Below are 15,653 nucleotides of genomic sequence, written 5' to 3'. Positions count from 1 at the left end.
ATCGCGGCTACGGCGAGGTGCCCCGGGGCCCGCCCCGCCGTCGTGCGCGCGGGGCGGGCGGGTGGCTCAGTGGGTGCCCTTCAGGTTGAGCACCACCACGCCGACGATGATCAGGGCCAGGCCGAGCCACTGGAGCCGGCCCAGCGACTCGCCGAAGGCGATCACGCCGATGCCCGCCACGGCGGCCGTACCGGCGCCGGACCAGACGGCGTAGGCGACCGAGACCGGTATGTGCTTCAGGGCCCTGCCGAGCAGGGCGAAGGAGAGCACGTAGCCGACGGCGACGCCGAGGCTCGGCCAGAGGCGGGTGAAGCCCTCGGTGAGCTTGAGGGCGCTGGTGGCGCAGACCTCACTGACGATGGCGAGGGCGAGCAGGAGATAGGGCATGGCCGGTCACACCGCGGGTGCGGCGCCGAGCTTCCCCAGCAGCGCGAGGTCGGCGTTCACCAGGCTGTCCAGCAGGGTGACGCGCGATCCCCGGGGGATGGGCGTGGTGGTCGAGGGGACGGCGAGCACCGCGCAGCCCGCGGCGGCGGCCGAGGCGACGCCGGTCGGGGTGTCCTCGACGGCCACGCAGTCCGCCGGGTCGAGGCCCAGCCGCTCGGCGGCGGCGAGGTAGGGGTCGGGCGCGGGCTTGGTGCGCGGGGTGTCCTCGGCGGCCAGCGTCACGGCGAACCAGTCGCGGCCGATGGTGGACAGCACGAGGTCGACCACCCGGCGCGGGGAGGCCGACACCAGCGCGGTGGGCACCCGGGCGTCCCGGAGCTCGGCGAGCAGGGCGAGCGCCCCCGGCCGCGGGACGGTCTGCGCGGCGACCTTGCCGGCGAAGGACTCGCCGAGGCGGTCGGCGAGTTCGGCCTCGCTGAGGCTGGTGCCGCTGACCCGGTGCAGGTGGGCGGCGGTGTGCTCGATGGCCTGGCCGAGCACCTCGGGCGCGTCCTGGTCGGTGAGCGGGTGGCGCAGCTCGTCGGCGAGTTCGGCGGCGGCCTGCCACCAGAGGTGCTCGGTGTCGACGAGGGTGCCGTCCATGTCGAACAGGACGGCGGCGGGCGCGGCGGATCCGGGCTTCGCCGGGTCGACCTTCGTGGGGTCGGGCTGGGCCGGGGCCGGCTGTGCGGAATCGGGCTGAGCGGAATCGGGCTGAGCGGTATCAGGCATGGCGGTACCTTCGGTGGTTCGTCGGACGAGCGGACAGGTCAGACCGTACGACGGTCGACCAGGACCGGGCGCTCCGGCAGCGACAGCGCGGCGCGCGAGCCGACCGGCAGGAGGGCGGCGGCGTCGGTCGGCAGGTCGGCCTTGACCTCGGTGCCGTCGTCGAGCCGGACGGTGAGGCGGGTGACGGCGCCCAGGAAGGACGCGGAGACCACCAGCGCCTGGCCGTTCAGGGCCGGGACCAGCGACACGTTCTCCGGCCGGACCAGCACGTCGAGCGAGCCGTCCGCCGGCGCGGCCCCGTCCACCGCGTGGCGGCGGCCGAGCACCTCGACGCCGTCGGCGGTGCGGGTGCAGGGGATGCGGCTCATGGTGCCGACGAACTCGGCGACGAAGGCGGTGGCCGGGCGGGCGTACAGCTCGGACGGCGTGGCGCACTGCTCCAGCCGGCCCGCGCGCAGCACCGCGACCCGGTCGGCCATCGAGAGCGCCTCCTCCTGGTCGTGGGTGACGAACAGGGTGGTGATCCCCAGCTCCTGCTGGAGGCGGCGGATCTCCTCGCGCAGCGAGAGGCGGACCTTGGCGTCCAGGGCGGAGAGCGGCTCGTCGAGCAGCAGCACGCGCGGCCGCAGGGCGAGCGCGCGGGCGAGCGCGATGCGCTGCTGCTGGCCGCCGGACATCTGGTGCGGGTAGCGGTCGGTGTGCTGCGGCAGACCGACCAGCTCCAGCAGTTCCTGGGCGCGCCTGCGGCGTTCGGCCTTGCCGGTGCCGCGCATCCGCATGCCGAAGGCCACGTTGTCGGCGGCGGTCAGGTGCGGGAACAGGCTGTAGGACTGGAACACCATGCCCGCGTCGCGCCGGTGCGCGGGGATGCGGGTGATGTCCTCGCCGTCCACCAGCACCTGGCCGGAGTCGTGCTGCTCGAAGCCGGCCAGGATGCGCAGCGCGGTGGTCTTGCCGCAGCCGGACGGGCCGAGCAGGGCGAGGAGCTCGCCGGGCCGGACGGTCAGGTCGAGGCCGTCCAGCGCTGTGGTGGCACCGAACGAGCGGCGCAGGCCGAGGAATTCGACGGTCGCGCCGCCGGGTGCGAGGGGGGTGCCGGCGACGGGGGCGGTAACCGTGGTCATGATGGGGATCGCTCCGGGGGCTTCAGGAAGTGGTGGTCTTGTGGCGGCGCTCGCGGCCGGCGGTGGCCAGCAGGAGCAGCAGCAGCCAGGTGATCAGCAGGCTCAGGATGGAGACCGCGACCGACATGTGGGCCTGGCTGTTGCCGACCGAGTAGATCCACACCGGGAAGGGCTGGTAGCCGAGGATCGAGGCGGCGGTGAACTCGCCGAGGACCAGGGCCAGGGTGAGGAAGGAGGCGTTCAGCAGCGCGCCGCGCAGGTTGGGCAGCACCACGGTGAACACCGCGCGCGGCCAGCTCGCGCCGCAGTTGCGGGCGGCCTCGACCAGGGTGCGCAGGTCCACCGCGCGCAGACCGGCGTCCAGCGCCCGGTAGGCGAGCGGGAGCGACATCAGCACGTAGGCGATGACCAGCACCAGCGGGAAGTCCGGGTCCTGGATGAACACGAAGGTCTGGAAGAACGGGGTGTCCATCAGGTAGTCCGGGCCCCAGCGCAGCACGCCGATCAGGCCGGCGGTCAGCGCGACCGGCGGGACGACCAGCGGCAGGGTGCAGAGCACGTCGATCACCGGGCGCAGCCTCGGCGAGCCGAGCCGCACCGCGATCAGCGCCGGTACCAGCAGGAGCAGCAGCACCAGGACGGTGACCACGGCCAGGCCCAGGGTGAGCCAGAGGCTGTCCAGGAAGCCGGGGGCGCTGAGCAGTCCGGTGTACGCCTCGAAGGAGTAGCCCTTCGGGTCGTCGATCGAGAAGTAGCCGGCGGCGGCCAGCGGGACGACGAAGTAGACGCCCGCGAGCAGCAGGACGGCGCCGCGCCACCAGCGCACCTTGCGGCGCGGCGAGGAGGGGCGGGCGGAGGTCAGCTGAGCCATCGGGCACTCCGGCGCTGGAGGGGGAGGTACACGGCCATCACCAGGACGGCCACCACGATCATGTTGAGGCTGAGGGCGAGCGCGAGGTTGCCCTGGCCGACCAGCACGTTGCCGGAGAGCGCGTCCGCGATCGAGCGGCTGACCAGCGGCACGGTCGCGCCGACCATCGCCGCGGCGGTGGCGTACGCGGCGAAGGCGCTGCCGAACAGCAGCACGAAGCCGCCGAGCAGGGAGGGCAGCAGGATCGGCAGCGCGACGTGCAGCCAGTACTGGACGGTGGTGGCCCGGTTGTTGTGGGCCGCCTCGCGCCACTGCACCCGCAGGCCGTCCAGGGCCGGGGTGATGGTGAGCACCATCAGCGGGATGAGGAAGTACAGGTAGACGATGGTCAGGCCGGTGAAGGAGTAGAGCGACCAGCCGTGGTCCGTCAGGTGGAGCAGCTTGGTGACCTCGCCCGCGTTGCCGAGGGTGGCGACGAACGCGAAGGCGAGCGGCAGGCCGCCGAAGTTGGCGAGCACGCCGGAGGCGGTCAGCACCGCCTGGCGCAGCCAGGTCTGCCGGGAGGTCACCACGGCCTGCGCGATCGGCAGGCCGATCAGGGTGGCGAGCAGCGCGGTCAGCGCGGACAGCTTGAGGCTGCTGAGCATCGCCGTCCAGTACGCGCCCTGGACGGAGTCCCTGATGTTGTCGAGGGTGAACTGGCCGCCCCCGCCCTCCGCGTCGCTGGAGGTGGTGAACGCGCCGATCACGATGGCGATGGCGGGGAGGCCGAAGCCGATCAGGAAGAAGAGGAAGAGCGGCACCGTGGCGAGCCAGGAGCCGCCGCGCGGGCGCCGGCGGGTGGGCCGGGCGGGGGTGGGGGTGGGAGCGGTGGCGGACGCCCCCGCGCCGCCACCGTGAACGGTGGCGGCGGGGGTGGTCGGCACCGGGGCGGGAGCCGTGGTCATGAGTGGGATCAGCCCGTTTCGGGTTGCTGCGGCCGGGGGTCAGCCTGCGATGGCCTTGGTCCAGTTCTCGGTGACGACCTTCTTGGCGGCCGTGATCTGGTCCTGGGTCGGGAAGGTGGTGAACGGCTTCTCGACGGCGGGCAGCTTGGCGGCGGCCGCGGTGTCGAGGGTGCCGTCCTTCTTCAGGGCCTCGAAGGTGGAGGGGGTGGCGTAGCCGCCGAGGAAGAGGTTCTGGCCCTCGGCGCTGAACAGGTACTCCTGCCACAGGCGGGCGGCCGCCGGGTGCGGGGCCCACTTGTTGACGGCCTGGTTGTAGAACTGGGCGTAGCTGCCGTCGGAGGGGACGGAGACCTTCCAGTCGACGCCCTTCTCCTTGAACTCGTCGGTGTAGCCGGCGTTCAGGTAGGACCAGTCGATCGAGATCGGGGTCTCGCCCTTCTCGATGGTGGCCGGGGTGGACTCGACGGGGTTGAAGTTGCCCGTGGCCTTCAGCTTCCCGAAGAAGTCGATGCCGGGCTGGATGTTGTCCAGCGAACCGCCGTTGGCGAGCGCGGCCGCGTAGACGCCGCCGAACGCGGAGCCGGACTTGGTCGGGTTGCCGTTCAGGGCGACCTGGCCCTTGTACTCGGGCTTGAGCAGGTCCGCGAAGGTCTTCGGGCAGTTCGGGATCTTCTTGGCGTCGCAGCCGATGGAGACGTAGCCGCCGTAGTCGTTGACGGCGGCGCCGTTCGCGTCCTTCATGGTGTCCGGCACCTTGTCGAAGGTGGCCACCTTGTAGGGGGCGAGCAGGCCGTCCTTGACCGCCTGGAGCGCGAACGCGCTGCCGAGGTCGACGACGTCGGGGGCGCGGTCCTGGCCCTTGCGGGAGGTGATCGCGTTGATCTCGTCCTGGCTGGAGCCGTCCGGGTTCTCGTCCTCGATCTCGATGCCGTACTTGGCCTTGAACGAGTCCATGATCTTGCCGTAGTTGGCCCAGTCCCTGGGCAGCGTGATGACGTGCAGCTTGCCCTCCTTCTTGGCGGCGGCGACGAGGCCGTCCAGACCGCCGAAGTCGGCGAGCGAGGTGGCGTCCTTGGCGTCCTTCGCGCCGGCCTTGGCGGCGTCACCGGACTTCGGGGCGGTCGAACCGGCGGAGCCGCAGGCGGTGAGGGAGAGCGCGGCGGCGGTCAGTACGGCCGCGAAGGCGGCGGCGCGGGCACGGTGCACGGTCACGGGTCAGTCTCCTGATCAGGGGCGTACTGCGAGGGGTGCGTTTCGCGGGGGTGCGTCTCGCTGAGAGGTGCTTCTTCACAAGGGCGGGCCAGGCGATCAGTCGTTCGGAACCGTCCGAGTTGACTAGCCAACTTCGCCTGACGGAGGTAAGTACGCCGGAGTCCGGTGACGGGAAGGTGAACGGATGGCCCAGAACCGGGGGCGGCTACGGGAACGGTCGAATCAGGGGCTCGGTGAGTGATCGACCGAATGCGATGCTTCGAAGGCGCAGCGGGATAAAGTCGGGCTGTCCGGGCCGGTACGGCTGCGCAGGACACCGCCCCAGGAGGGACATTGACTGACGTGGCACTGGAGCCCGACCGCCCCGCGGTCCCTGCGGCACCCGCGGCACCCGCGGCCCCCGCCGCCCCTGCCGCGCCGGGCCAGGAGCGCACCGCCGGTGCGCTCTACCGCAAGGTCGCCGCCGATCTGCGCGAGGCGATCACCACCGGCGCGTTCGGCGAGGCCGGCCGGCTGCCCGCCGAGGGCACGCTGGCCGAGCAGTACGGGGTCTCCCGCGGCACCGTCCGCCAGGCGCTCGCCGTGCTGCGCTCGGACGGCCTGGTCACCTCCCGGCGCGGCACCCGGCGGGTGGTGCTGGGCACCGCCCGGGTGCAGAGCTTCTCCGAACTGCTGAGCTTCACGCACTGGGCCTACTCGATGGGCGAGGAGCCCGGCGGCATCCTGGACTCGCTGGTGCGCCGGCCGGCCGACGCCGCCGAGCGCGAGCAACTGCGCCTGGAGGCCGGCTCCGAGGTGTACGTCACCGTCCGGCTGCGCACGCTCTCCGGCGCGGCGGTGATGGTGGAGCGGACGGTCTACCCGCCCCGGGTCGGCGAGATCGTCGCCCAGCTGCCGGCCGACGTGGTCTCGCACACCGAAGTCCTGCGCGAGCACGGCATCCTGTTCACGGACGCCGACCACACCATCGACATAGTCGCCGCCAACGCGGAGGACGCCCGGCTGCTCGGCTGCCGCCGGGGCAGCCCGCTGCTGCGCGAGCGGCGCCGGACCACCGACCCGACCGGGATGCCGGTGGAGTGGTCCCAGGACCGCTACCTGCCCGGCACGGTGGCCTTCAGCATCCACAACTCGCTTGCCACCTCGGCCCTTTCGCGGCACGCCCGGGAGGGTGACTGAACTCCGGGGCCGGAGTGGGGAGTCGGACCGGCCGACGCCCCACTCCCCCTAGCGCATGAGGGCGGCCAGCAGCGGGCGGAAGTGCTCGAACCCCGGGGTCCCGGCGTCCGGGTCCTTGGCCTGTTCGTCCCAGCGGCGCACGGCGACCGCGTCGGCCGCGCCGGGCAGGGCCGCGAAGGCGGCGGCCTGCTCCGCGCCCATCGGGCCGCCCTGCACCTGGAGCGTGTACTCCGAGGCCTCGGAGAGCCGCTCGCGGTAGCCGGGCTCGGCCGTGCACAGGTAGCGCTTGGCGGCCACGTGCAGCCGGACCGGCTCGGTGACCTCCGGGCCGAACCACTGGGCCAGCCAGGCGGCGCCGGTGTCGCTGTGCCGGTTGTCCTGGCCGTTCATCAGGTCGCGCCCGTGCGAAGCGCCGTGGCCGTCCTTGTCGAAGAAGTGCCCGATGTCGTGCAGCAGCGCGGCCGCGACCAGCTCCGGCGCGGCCCCGGCGGCCTGCGCCAGCGCCCCGGCCTGCAGCATGTGCTCGGCCATGGTGACCGCCTCGCCCAGGTACTCGCCGGCGCCCTCGCCCGCGAACAGCTCGGCGATCGTGTCCAGCGCGGCGGTGCGCCGGTGCAGCACCGCGAGGGTGCTGTGCAGCGAGTCGAGGTCCGCGTAGCAGCCCTGGAGGTGGCGCGAGCCGTCCTGCTCGAAGGCCGTCCGGGCGTGCAGCAGACGGACGTTGTCGAAGATCAGGCAGTCGCCCCGGTCGAGCCGGAAGTCCAGCTGGAGCTCGGGCCGCAGGGTGATCGCGGCGAACCGGCGGTAGGCCGCGTAGAAGGCGTCCAGCTCCTCGGCGGACCCGCGCAGGGTGCTGATCGACCGGTTGTTGAACCGCACCTCGCGGATCCGGCCGCGCGCGTCCACCTCGATCAGCGGTCGGTCGGCGCGCAGTTCGGTGCCGCGGTCGCGGAACACGAAGGGGACCGGGGTACGGGTCAGCACCACGAAGTCCGCCGGGGATTCCTCGCGCAGCAGCGCCGCCGCCTTGAAGCCGTCCACCAGCCCGGAGTCGCCGCCGGTCGCGGAGTTCTCCAGGCAGTGCAGCAGCTGCAGGGTGGGCACCGGGTCCCGGTACGGGTTGTCGCTGTGCGGGGCGATCGCGGCGCTGGTGAAGGCCAGGTTGTTCGGGTCCGGCTCGACCCGGACGTCGAACAGCTCGCCGTAGTTGGTGACCCGGACGTGGCCGAAGGAGCGGGCCACCGCGAGTACCTGCCGTTCGACCGCCGGTACCCCGCGCAGCACCGCGAACCCGGAGCGCCGGACGGCCCCGAGCACCGCCGCCTGCTCGGCCGGGTCGGCCAGGTAGGCCTCCCACGCCGCCTCCGGGATGCCGCGGCGGAAGTCGGCCGCGACCCAGAGCTGCTTCTCCGCCTCGGTGCGCCCGTCGCCGTCGGCGTCCCGCGCCAGCCACTCCAGCGGGTAGCGCGACCGGTGGCCGTCCGACCAGAGCACCTCCAGGTTCCCGCCGACCTCGGCGTGGGCGGCGAGGGCGAGGTCGGCCGGCAGGTCGGTGATCTGGAACAGCTTCTGCCCGCTGCGCCCGTCCCGGCACTCGGCGCAGGGGCAGTTGTCGCGCAGCCAGTACGGCGGCAGGTGGGTCGGGAGCGCCATGGGTCTCTCCTGGTCGGCAGGTGGCTTGGTGAAGTTGTATAGCCAACTTCTCCTCGTGCGGGAGCCTGCCGGGTGACGGTGAGATCTGGGTGGCGACACGGTGAACCCCTCGGGAACAAGAGCTCCCGAGGGGTTCGCGGCGTGGTCGGGCGACCGGTCTCAGCCGGCGGCGACGGCGCTCTCCCAGGCGGCGTCGGCCGCCTTGAGGGCGGATCCGGCGTCCGCCCCGGTGTCGGTGTCGGCCCCGCCGTCGGCGCCGAGGGTGGTGGCCAGGGCGGTCAGGAAGGCGCGGACGGTGGCGAGCGAGGCCGCCGGGCCGTAGTGGTTGACCCGCAGCATCGAGTCGGCGAGGGCGCCGCCGCCGGGCTGGACGGGGAGGGCCGGGTCGAGGCGCAGCAGGTCCGCGGCGAGCCCGGCGGCGGACAGGCCGGCGGGGGTGCGCAGGGTGGTGGCGACCGGCGCCGCGTGGGCGTCGTCCGGGACGAACGGGGCGACGGTGCCCAGGGCGCGGACGCCCGCCCGGACCGCCGCGGCGGCGGCGCGGTGGCGGGCGATCACGGCGGGCAGGCCGGCCGTGGCGATCCGGTCCAGGCAGGCGCCGAGCGCCAGCATCTCCAACTGGGCCGGGGCGTGCGGGAGTGCGGTGCGCCCGGCGTCCGTCCAGCGCTCCTTCCAGTCCAGCAGCGAGAGGTAGGAGCGGCGCGGCGCGGCCGGGTTGGCGGCGATCCGCTCCCAGGCGCGCTCGGAGACCGAGACGGCGGACACCCCGGCCGGGCCGCCCATCGCCTTCTGCCCGCCGATCACGCAGAGGTCGATGCCCCAGGCATCGGTGAGCAGCGGTTCGGCGGCCACCGAGGCGACGGCGTCCACCATCAACAGCGCACCGTGCGCGCGGACCACGGCGGCGATCTCGGCGACCGGGTTGGTGTTGCCGGTGGCGGCCTCGGCGTGGACCAGCGAGACGAAGTCGATCGCCGGGTGGGCCGCCAGCGCCTCGGCGACCTGCGCGGCGGTGACGGCGGTGTCGAACGGCACCGCGAGGTCCACGACCGTCGCCCCGCAGTCGCGCAGCCAGTTGCCGAAGGTCTGGCCGTACGGGCCGGTGACGATGTTCAGCGCGGTGGAGCCCGGCCGCGCGGCGCTGCGGATCGCGGCCTCCAGCGGCAGCAGCGCCTCACCCTGGGTGACGATCACATCGGCGGAGGTGTGCAGCAGCGCGGCGACCTTGTCCTCGATCGCCGCGAAGTCGGCGGCGCTGAGCGGAGGAAGGTCGAGGAACGGGCTCACGGTGGCGGCCGGCCTTTCGGAGAACGGAACGTAGGGCGGAGCTGAGACGGGACGGAGCATCGGGACGGAGAGCGGAACGGAGAACGGGACGGAGAAGGGGAGGCGGTTCGGACAGGGACGAGTCTGCCTCATCCTCCCAGCGCACCGGGAAGGCCCTGCCCGGGCAGGACCCCGCTCGGTAGAGTGCGGGGCATGAGCGATGGTGCGGTGCTGCACGTCAGGGGCCGGGTGCTGGTCGGGCCGGAGGACGTCCGGGACGAACTCTGGGTGGTGGACGGCCGGGTGGCGTTCGACCGCCCGGCGGCCGCCGCGGACGTGCGCACGGTGACCGGCTGGGTGCTGCCCGGGCTGGTGGACGCGCACTGCCACGTCGGGCTGGACGCGCACGGCGCCGTCGACGCCGCGACCAGTGAGAAGCAGGCGGTGACCGACCGGGACGCCGGCACCCTGCTGATCCGCGACGCCGGTTCGGCCGCCGACACCCGGTGGATCGACGACCGGGACGACCTGCCCCGGATCATCCGGGCCGGCCGGCACATCGCCCGTACCCGGCGCTACATCCGCAACTACGCGCACGAGATCGAGCCCGGTGACCTCGCCGCCTACGTCCGGGCCGAGGCCCGGCGCGGGGACGGCTGGGTGAAGCTGGTCGGCGACTGGATCGACCGCGGCACCGGCGACCTCGCCGCCTGCTGGCCCGGCGACGCGCTGGCCGAGGCGATCGCGGCGGCGCACGAGGAGGGCGCGCGGGTCACCGCGCACTGCTTCGCCGCCGATTCGCTGCCGGACCTGCTGGCGGCCGGGATCGACTGCGTCGAGCACGCCACCGGGCTGACCGAGGAGCTGATCCCGGCCTTCGCCGAGCGCGGCGTCGCGATCGTCCCGACCCTCGTCAACATCGCCACCTTCCCGACCCTCGCGGCCGGCGGCGAGGCCAAGTTCCCGGCCTGGTCCGCGCACATGCGCCGGCTGCACGAGCGCCGCTACGACACCGTCGGGGCCGCGCACGACGCGGGCATCCCGGTCTTCGTCGGGACGGACGCGGGCGGTTCGCTCGCCCACGGGCTGGTCGCCGAGGAGGTGGCCGAGCTGGTCAAGGCCGGGCTCGCTCCCGCCGAGGCGCTGTCGGCGGCCACCTGGGGGGCGCGCCGGTGGCTCGGCCGAACGGGCCTGGAGGAGGGGGCGTCGGCGGACTTCGTGGTGTACGACGAGGACCCGCGGGCGGACGTCCGGGTGCTCGCGGACCCGCGGCTGGTGGTGCTGCGCGGGCGGCCGGTGGGCTGAGCGGTCCTCCTCGGGGGCCGTGCGGCCGATGGTCGCTTTGATGATCATCCGGGTGAACGGCCTGTCCGAGTAGGCCGATAGGGTGGCGACCATGGCACCGCGTCCACTGAACGAGATCGTCGAGCCCGGCTGGGCCACCGCGCTGGAGCCGGTCGCCGGCCGGGTCGCCGCCATGGGCGACTTCCTCCGCGCCGAGCTGGCCGCCGGCCGCACGTACCTGCCCTCGGGGCCGAACGTCCTGCGCGCCTTCCAACAGCCCCTCGCCGACGTGCGGGTGCTGATCGTCGGGCAGGACCCGTACCCGACGCCCGGCCACGCCGTCGGGCTCAGCTTCTCGGTGGGGGCCGAGGTGCGGCCGATCCCGGCGAGTCTGATCAACATCTTCCAGGAGTACGGGACCGACCTCGGCCTGCCGCAGCCCTCCAACGGTGACCTCACGCCGTGGACGCGGCAGGGCGTGCTGCTGCTGAACCGGGCCCTGACCACCGCGCCGCGCAAGCCCGCCGCGCACCGCGGCAAGGGCTGGGAAGAGGTCACCGAGCAGGCGATCAAGGCCCTGGCGGCGCGCGGCGGCCCGCTGGTGGCGATCCTCTGGGGGCGCGACGCCCGCAACCTGCGCCCGCTGCTGGGCGAGGTGCCGGCGATCGAGTCCGCCCACCCGAGCCCGTACTCGGCGAACGGCGGCTTCTTCGGCTCGCGGCCGTTCAGCCGGGCCAACGAGCTGCTGGTGCGGCAGGGGGCGCAGCCGGTGGACTGGCGACTGCCGTAGGGCTGGGCTCCTGCGGTAGGAGTCCTGCCGGAGGTGTCCTGCCGGAGTGCTTCGCCGGGCAGCTTTGGGCGTCAACCTCACCCGAATGAGTGAAATGACGTTCTGTGTGGCTCATGTGACGCACTGTTCGATGAAGACTGGCGACTCGTCGTACGGAGCACCGGCCCCTTGCCCCGCCTCGCGGGTGATGTCGGAGGCGCGCTCTACCGAGATCACCACCTGTGGGGGTACCGCCATGTCTTCTTCCCGTTCCACGTCCTTCGCCGGCTCCGCCGTCGCCGCCGCGGTGGCGTCGGCGCTGGTCGTGGCACCGGTGCTGGTCGCGGCGCCGGTGGCCCACGCGACCGGCCCCACTCCCGCGCCCGCCACCGCGGCCGCGGGTTCGACCGCCGCGGCCGCCGCGCCGACCGCCACGGCGGGCAGGGCGCGCGCCGTCACCGCCGAACTCGCGCTGGACGTGCAGCTGTTGAGCAAGATCGACGTGCCGGTGAACCTCGCGCTCAACAAGGTCGAGAGCCCGGCCCAGCGCGAAGGCTCGCTGCTGACGGCCAAGGTCGACGGCGTCGACCAGCAGGGCCCGGTCACCCTGGTCAAGGCCGACGTCGGCACCTCGGTGGTGAAGTCGGACGCCAAGGGCACCGCCGCCTCGGTCAAGCTGGTCAACGCCGACGTGCACGCGCCCGGTCTCCCGGCCACCACCCTGCTCGGCCTGGAGGCGCTCAGCTCCTCGGTGACCTGCCCGGTCGACGGGCCGCCCACCGCCGACGTCACCGCCCCGGCCAAGCTCACCGTGCTCGGCAAGCCGGTCACCCTCAGCCTGTACGGGCCGACCGACGTGGACGTGCCGCTGGTCGGCAGGGTCTCGGTGGAGTTCTCCAAGCGGGCCACCACCTCGACCACGGCCGCCGCCTCGGCCCTGGAGGTGCAGATCGAGGTGAACCCGCTCAACCTCAACGTCGCCAAGGTGTCCGGGAAGATCACCGTCGCCTCGGTGAGCTGCGAGAAGCCGACCGCACCGGTCACGCCGACCCCCTCGGTCACGCCGACGGCGCCCGGCACCGCCCCGGCCGTCCAGCCCGCGGTCGACGCGACCACCACGCCGCCCGGCCGAACCGCCCGGCCGCAGGCCACCGCCACCGCCGCCGGCGGCAACCTCGCCGCGACCGGCGGCAGTGACGCGACCGGTCCGCTCGCGGCCGGAGCCGCCGCCCTGGTCGCGGCCGGCGGCGGCGCGCTCTGGGTCACCCGCCGCCGGGCGGCGCACGCCCGTAAGCACTGACACCCGCCGCGGTGGGGCTCTGCGGGTCGCCGCGGCGGGGCTCTGTGGGTCGCTGCGGTGAAGGGCCCACGCCCGTCGCGGTGAAGGGCGGACACCCGTCGCGGTGCGCCGATCGGTGCGGGGTGCCATCCACGGCACTCCCGCACCGTGACCGTGCCAACGCGGACGGTTGGTTCACCTGGGTGTTACATAGGAGGAACAACCGGGAAACGGCGGCTTGCAACGCTACGCGGGCACCCACCACCCAGTTTGCGAGGTTCACCCCCGTGGCAATCAAGGCCGAGTACATCTGGATCGACGGCACGAAGCCGACCGCCAAGCTCCGCTCCAAGACTCGGATCCTGGCCAACGCGGACAAGATCCCCACCTGGGGTTTCGACGGCTCCTCCACCAACCAGGCCGAGGGTCACGCCTCGGACCGCGTCCTTGAGCCGGTTGCCACCTTCCCGGACCCGATCCGCGGCGGCGACAACATCCTCGTCCTGTGCGAGGTCAACGAGATCGACGGCACCCCGCACGAGAGCAACACCCGTGCGCTGCTGCGCCCGATCGCCGAGCAGTTCGCCGCTCAGGAGTCGATCTTCGGCATCGAGCAGGAGTACACCTTCTTCAAGGGCTCCCGCCCGCTCGGCTTCCCCGAGGGCGGCTTCCCGGCCCCGCAGGGCGGCTACTACTGCGGTGTCGGTGCCGAGGAGGTCTTCGGCCGCGAGATCGTCGAGCTGCACATGGACCGCTGCCTCGCCGCCGGCCTCTCGCTCTGCGGCATCAACGCCGAGGTCATGCCCGGCCAGTGGGAGTTCCAGATCGGCCCGGTCGACGCGCTGACCGCCTCCGACCACATGTGGGTCGCCCGCTACCTGCTCTACCGCACCGCCGAGGAGTTCGGCATCGACGCCACCCTCGACGCCAAGCCCGCGCGCGGCGACTGGAACGGCGCCGGCGCGCACACCAACTTCTCCACCAAGGCGATGCGCGAGAACTACGACGCGATCATCACCGCCTGCGAGTCGCTCGGCGCCTCGCAGGAGATCGTCCTGGAGCACGTCACCCAGTACGGCGCCGACATCGAGTCGCGCCTGACCGGCAAGCACGAGACCGCTCCGTGGAACGTCTACAGCTACGGCGTCTCCGACCGCGGCGCCTCGGTCCGCATCCCGTGGCAGGTCGAGGTCGACCAGAAGGGCTACATCGAGGATCGTCGCCCGAACGCCAACGTGGACCCGTACGTGGTGACCCGCCTCCTGGTCAACACCTGCTGCGCCGCCCTGGAGAAGGCCGGCCTCGTCTGAGCCGCCTCCCCCTGCCGCACCAACCGCCGGGCCTCCCCTCCGCTGCCGAGGGGAGGCCCGGCGGCCGTTCGCCGTCCGCCGCCCGGCGGGGGCCCTTCCCGGCGCGGTCGCGGGGGAGTACTGGCGTGGGTGTTCCGGCCCCGGTGTTCCGGCCCCGGTGGGCTGATGTGGGTGTTCTGACACGGGTGTTCTGACGCGGATGTCTTGTCCAGCGGGGTGGGAGTCCCGGAGAATCGGGCCATGACCGCTCCGGCCCCCTTCCTCCCTGTACGGCGACTGCACGTCGACCTGGGACGGGTGTGCACGGCCGGTTGTCGCCGCTGACGCGAACCAGGTCCACCAGCAGCCGGCAACCACCGCCAGGAGCGTGTCCGTCCATGTCCCTCACCTTCCACTGGTTCCTCCCCACCAACGGCGACAGCCGGCAGATCGTCGGCGGCGGGCACGGCTCGACGCCCGGCGCGGCCGGCTCCGACCGGCCGCCGAGCATCGCCTACCTCGGCCAGATCGCCCGCACCGCGGAGCAGTTGGGCTTCGAGGGGGCGCTGACCCCGACCGGTGCGTGGTGCGAGGACGCCTGGCTGACCACGGCGATGCTGACCCAGGTGACCGAGCGGCTGAAGTACCTGGTGGCGTTCCGGCCCGGGCAGATCAGTCCGACCCTGGCGGCGCAGATGGCGGCGAGCTACCAGCGGCAGTCCGGCGGACGGCTGTTGCTCAACGTGGTGACCGGCGGGGAGTCGGCCGAGCAGCGCGCGTACGGGGACTTCCTGGACAAGGACGCCCGCTACGCCAGGACGGGCGAGTTCCTGTCCATCACCCGCCGGCTCTGGGCCGGGGAGACCGTCGACCACGACGGCGTCCATCTGCGGGTCGAGCGGGCCACCCTGAACCGGCTCCCGGACCAGGTGCCGCCGGTGTACTTCGGCGGGTCCTCCCCGGCGGCGGGCGACGTCGCCGCCCGGTACGCCGACGTCTACCTGACCTGGGGCGAACCGCCCGCGCAGGTCCGCGAGAAGATCGCCTGGATCCGCGAACTGGCCGCCGCCCAGGGCCGGGTGGTCCGCTTCGGCATCCGGCTGCACGTGATCACCCGGGACACCTCCGCCCAGGCCTGGGCGGAGACCGAGCGGCTACTGGCGTCGATGGACCCGGCGCGCGTCCGGGAGACCCAGCGCGCCCTCGCCGAGAGCGAGTCGGAGGGCCAGCGCCGGATGCTCGCGCTGCACGGCGGCTCGGCCGAGCGGCTGGAGATCCACCCCGGGCTCTGGGCCGGCATCGGCCTGCTGCGGGGCGGCGCGGGCACGGCCCTGGTCGGCAGCCACCGGGAGGTCGCGGACCTCATCACCGAGTACCACGAGCTGGGCATCGACGAGTTCGTGCTCTCCGGGATCCCGCACCTGGAGGAGGCGTACTGGTTCGGCGAGGGCGTGCTGCCGCTGCTCGCCGCCCGCAACCTCTGGACCCGACCGTGACCGGGGCGGGGGGGCCGCCGCCCCCCCGGCCCGCCGCCCCCTCCGCTCCGATCCAGGGGGCCTTGACCCCCGGGGCTTGTTTCCAGGGGTGAAAGGGACAACGATGGACCGCTTTTCCCCACCCTT

At 73.3% G+C, this 15,653-nt stretch carries 14 protein-coding genes; 6 read left to right on the top strand and 8 right to left on the bottom strand.

Translation table 11 applies throughout. The features are described 5' to 3' along the window. Positions 1 to 66: 66 nt before the first annotated feature. Genes ACZ4UX_RS18725 through ACZ4UX_RS18700 form a run of 6 tightly spaced genes read right to left on the bottom strand, consistent with a single transcriptional unit; the run spans position 67 to position 5,312 of the window. Positions 67 to 387, bottom strand: coding sequence for a DMT family transporter (locus tag ACZ4UX_RS18725; RefSeq protein WP_329490053.1), 321 nt, complete (start codon positions 385 to 387; stop codon positions 67 to 69). Positions 388 to 393: 6 nt separating this feature from the next. Next, positions 394 to 1,158, bottom strand: coding sequence for an HAD family hydrolase (locus ACZ4UX_RS18720; protein ID WP_465707449.1), 765 nt, complete (start codon positions 1,156 to 1,158; stop codon positions 394 to 396). 38 nt (positions 1,159 to 1,196) lie between these two features. Further along, complete coding sequence (locus ACZ4UX_RS18715; protein ID WP_465707448.1) at positions 1,197 to 2,282, bottom strand: ABC transporter ATP-binding protein; 1,086 nt, start codon at positions 2,280 to 2,282, stop codon at positions 1,197 to 1,199. A 22-nt stretch (positions 2,283 to 2,304) separates the two neighbouring features. Continuing rightward, on the bottom strand, positions 2,305 to 3,153 hold the full coding sequence (locus ACZ4UX_RS18710) for an ABC transporter permease (RefSeq protein WP_465707447.1): 849 nt from the start codon (positions 3,151 to 3,153) through the stop codon (positions 2,305 to 2,307). Continuing rightward, positions 3,141 to 4,100 carry an ABC transporter permease gene (locus ACZ4UX_RS18705; RefSeq protein WP_465707446.1) on the bottom strand — a complete coding sequence of 320 codons (960 nt, stop codon included), beginning with the start codon at positions 4,098 to 4,100 and terminating at the stop codon, positions 3,141 to 3,143. The genes ACZ4UX_RS18710 and ACZ4UX_RS18705 overlap by 13 nt, the downstream gene beginning before the upstream one ends. Before the next feature lie 39 nt (positions 4,101 to 4,139). Continuing rightward, positions 4,140 to 5,312 (bottom strand): ABC transporter substrate-binding protein, encoded by a 1,173-nt coding sequence (locus ACZ4UX_RS18700; protein ID WP_329490059.1) that lies wholly within the window; start codon positions 5,310 to 5,312, stop codon positions 4,140 to 4,142. A 342-nt stretch (positions 5,313 to 5,654) separates the two neighbouring features. Between ACZ4UX_RS18700 and ACZ4UX_RS18695 the strand changes: the two genes are divergently transcribed. Then, complete coding sequence (locus ACZ4UX_RS18695; protein ID WP_465707528.1) at positions 5,655 to 6,491, top strand: GntR family transcriptional regulator; 837 nt, start codon at positions 5,655 to 5,657, stop codon at positions 6,489 to 6,491. A 48-nt stretch (positions 6,492 to 6,539) separates the two neighbouring features. Here ACZ4UX_RS18695 and tmpA read toward each other — a convergent pair whose 3' ends face one another. Together tmpA and ACZ4UX_RS18685 are read right to left on the bottom strand one after the other, a co-directional pair. Continuing rightward, positions 6,540 to 8,144 carry a 2-trimethylaminoethylphosphonate dioxygenase gene (tmpA, locus tag ACZ4UX_RS18690; RefSeq protein ID WP_465707445.1) on the bottom strand — a complete coding sequence of 535 codons (1,605 nt, stop codon included), beginning with the start codon at positions 8,142 to 8,144 and terminating at the stop codon, positions 6,540 to 6,542. Between the two features lie 159 nt (positions 8,145 to 8,303). Beyond that, positions 8,304 to 9,491 carry an aminotransferase class V-fold PLP-dependent enzyme gene (locus ACZ4UX_RS18685; protein ID WP_465707527.1) on the bottom strand — a complete coding sequence of 396 codons (1,188 nt, stop codon included), beginning with the start codon at positions 9,489 to 9,491 and terminating at the stop codon, positions 8,304 to 8,306. Between the two features lie 132 nt (positions 9,492 to 9,623). Between ACZ4UX_RS18685 and ACZ4UX_RS18680 the strand changes: the two genes are divergently transcribed. From ACZ4UX_RS18680 to ACZ4UX_RS18660, 5 genes are all read left to right on the top strand, one after another. Beyond that, the gene (locus ACZ4UX_RS18680) at positions 9,624 to 10,715 is read left to right on the top strand and encodes an amidohydrolase family protein (protein WP_465707444.1); all 1,092 of its coding nucleotides are present in this window, start codon (positions 9,624 to 9,626) and stop codon (positions 10,713 to 10,715) included. Between the two features lie 91 nt (positions 10,716 to 10,806). After that, the gene (locus ACZ4UX_RS18675) at positions 10,807 to 11,484 is read left to right on the top strand and encodes a uracil-DNA glycosylase (protein ID WP_329490063.1); all 678 of its coding nucleotides are present in this window, start codon (positions 10,807 to 10,809) and stop codon (positions 11,482 to 11,484) included. Between the two features lie 235 nt (positions 11,485 to 11,719). Next, entirely contained in the window at positions 11,720 to 12,763 is a 1,044-nt protein-coding gene (locus ACZ4UX_RS18670) for an SCO1860 family LAETG-anchored protein (protein WP_465707443.1), read from the top strand. 266 nt (positions 12,764 to 13,029) lie between these two features. Continuing rightward, the gene (gene glnII / locus ACZ4UX_RS18665; protein ID WP_359804397.1) at positions 13,030 to 14,052 is read left to right on the top strand and encodes a glutamine synthetase; all 1,023 of its coding nucleotides are present in this window, start codon (positions 13,030 to 13,032) and stop codon (positions 14,050 to 14,052) included. 377 nt (positions 14,053 to 14,429) lie between these two features. Next, positions 14,430 to 15,527 (top strand): LLM class flavin-dependent oxidoreductase, encoded by a 1,098-nt coding sequence (locus ACZ4UX_RS18660; RefSeq protein WP_352288230.1) that lies wholly within the window; start codon positions 14,430 to 14,432, stop codon positions 15,525 to 15,527. The last annotated feature ends 126 nt before the right edge of the window (positions 15,528 to 15,653 follow it).

Source organism: Kitasatospora sp. NPDC028961 (assembly GCF_055564815.1).
Note: the sequence above shows the minus strand (reverse complement) of the source record. Positions and strands in the feature narration are given on the sequence as shown.

What these genes read in the sequence shown, in the direction of transcription:
- ACZ4UX_RS18725 (WP_329490053.1), bottom strand. Translation starts at nt 387, where the DNA reads ATGCCCTATCTCCTGCTCGCCCTCGCCATCGTCAGTGAGGTCTGCGCC.
- ACZ4UX_RS18720 (WP_465707449.1), bottom strand. Translation starts at nt 1,158, where the DNA reads ATGCCTGATACCGCTCAGCCCGATTCCGCTCAGCCCGATTCCGCACAG.
- ACZ4UX_RS18715 (WP_465707448.1), bottom strand. Translation starts at nt 2,282, where the DNA reads ATGACCACGGTTACCGCCCCCGTCGCCGGCACCCCCCTCGCACCCGGC.
- ACZ4UX_RS18710 (WP_465707447.1), bottom strand. Translation starts at nt 3,153, where the DNA reads ATGGCTCAGCTGACCTCCGCCCGCCCCTCCTCGCCGCGCCGCAAGGTG.
- ACZ4UX_RS18705 (WP_465707446.1), bottom strand. Translation starts at nt 4,100, where the DNA reads ATGACCACGGCTCCCGCCCCGGTGCCGACCACCCCCGCCGCCACCGTT.
- tmpA (WP_465707445.1), bottom strand. Translation starts at nt 8,144, where the DNA reads ATGGCGCTCCCGACCCACCTGCCGCCGTACTGGCTGCGCGACAACTGC.
- ACZ4UX_RS18685 (WP_465707527.1), bottom strand. Translation starts at nt 9,491, where the DNA reads ATGCTCCGTCCCGTCTCAGCTCCGCCCTACGTTCCGTTCTCCGAAAGG.
- ACZ4UX_RS18680 (WP_465707444.1), top strand. Translation starts at nt 9,624, where the DNA reads ATGAGCGATGGTGCGGTGCTGCACGTCAGGGGCCGGGTGCTGGTCGGG.
- ACZ4UX_RS18675 (WP_329490063.1), top strand. Translation starts at nt 10,807, where the DNA reads ATGGCACCGCGTCCACTGAACGAGATCGTCGAGCCCGGCTGGGCCACC.
- ACZ4UX_RS18670 (WP_465707443.1), top strand. Translation starts at nt 11,720, where the DNA reads ATGTCTTCTTCCCGTTCCACGTCCTTCGCCGGCTCCGCCGTCGCCGCC.
- ACZ4UX_RS18660 (WP_352288230.1), top strand. Translation starts at nt 14,430, where the DNA reads ATGTCCCTCACCTTCCACTGGTTCCTCCCCACCAACGGCGACAGCCGG.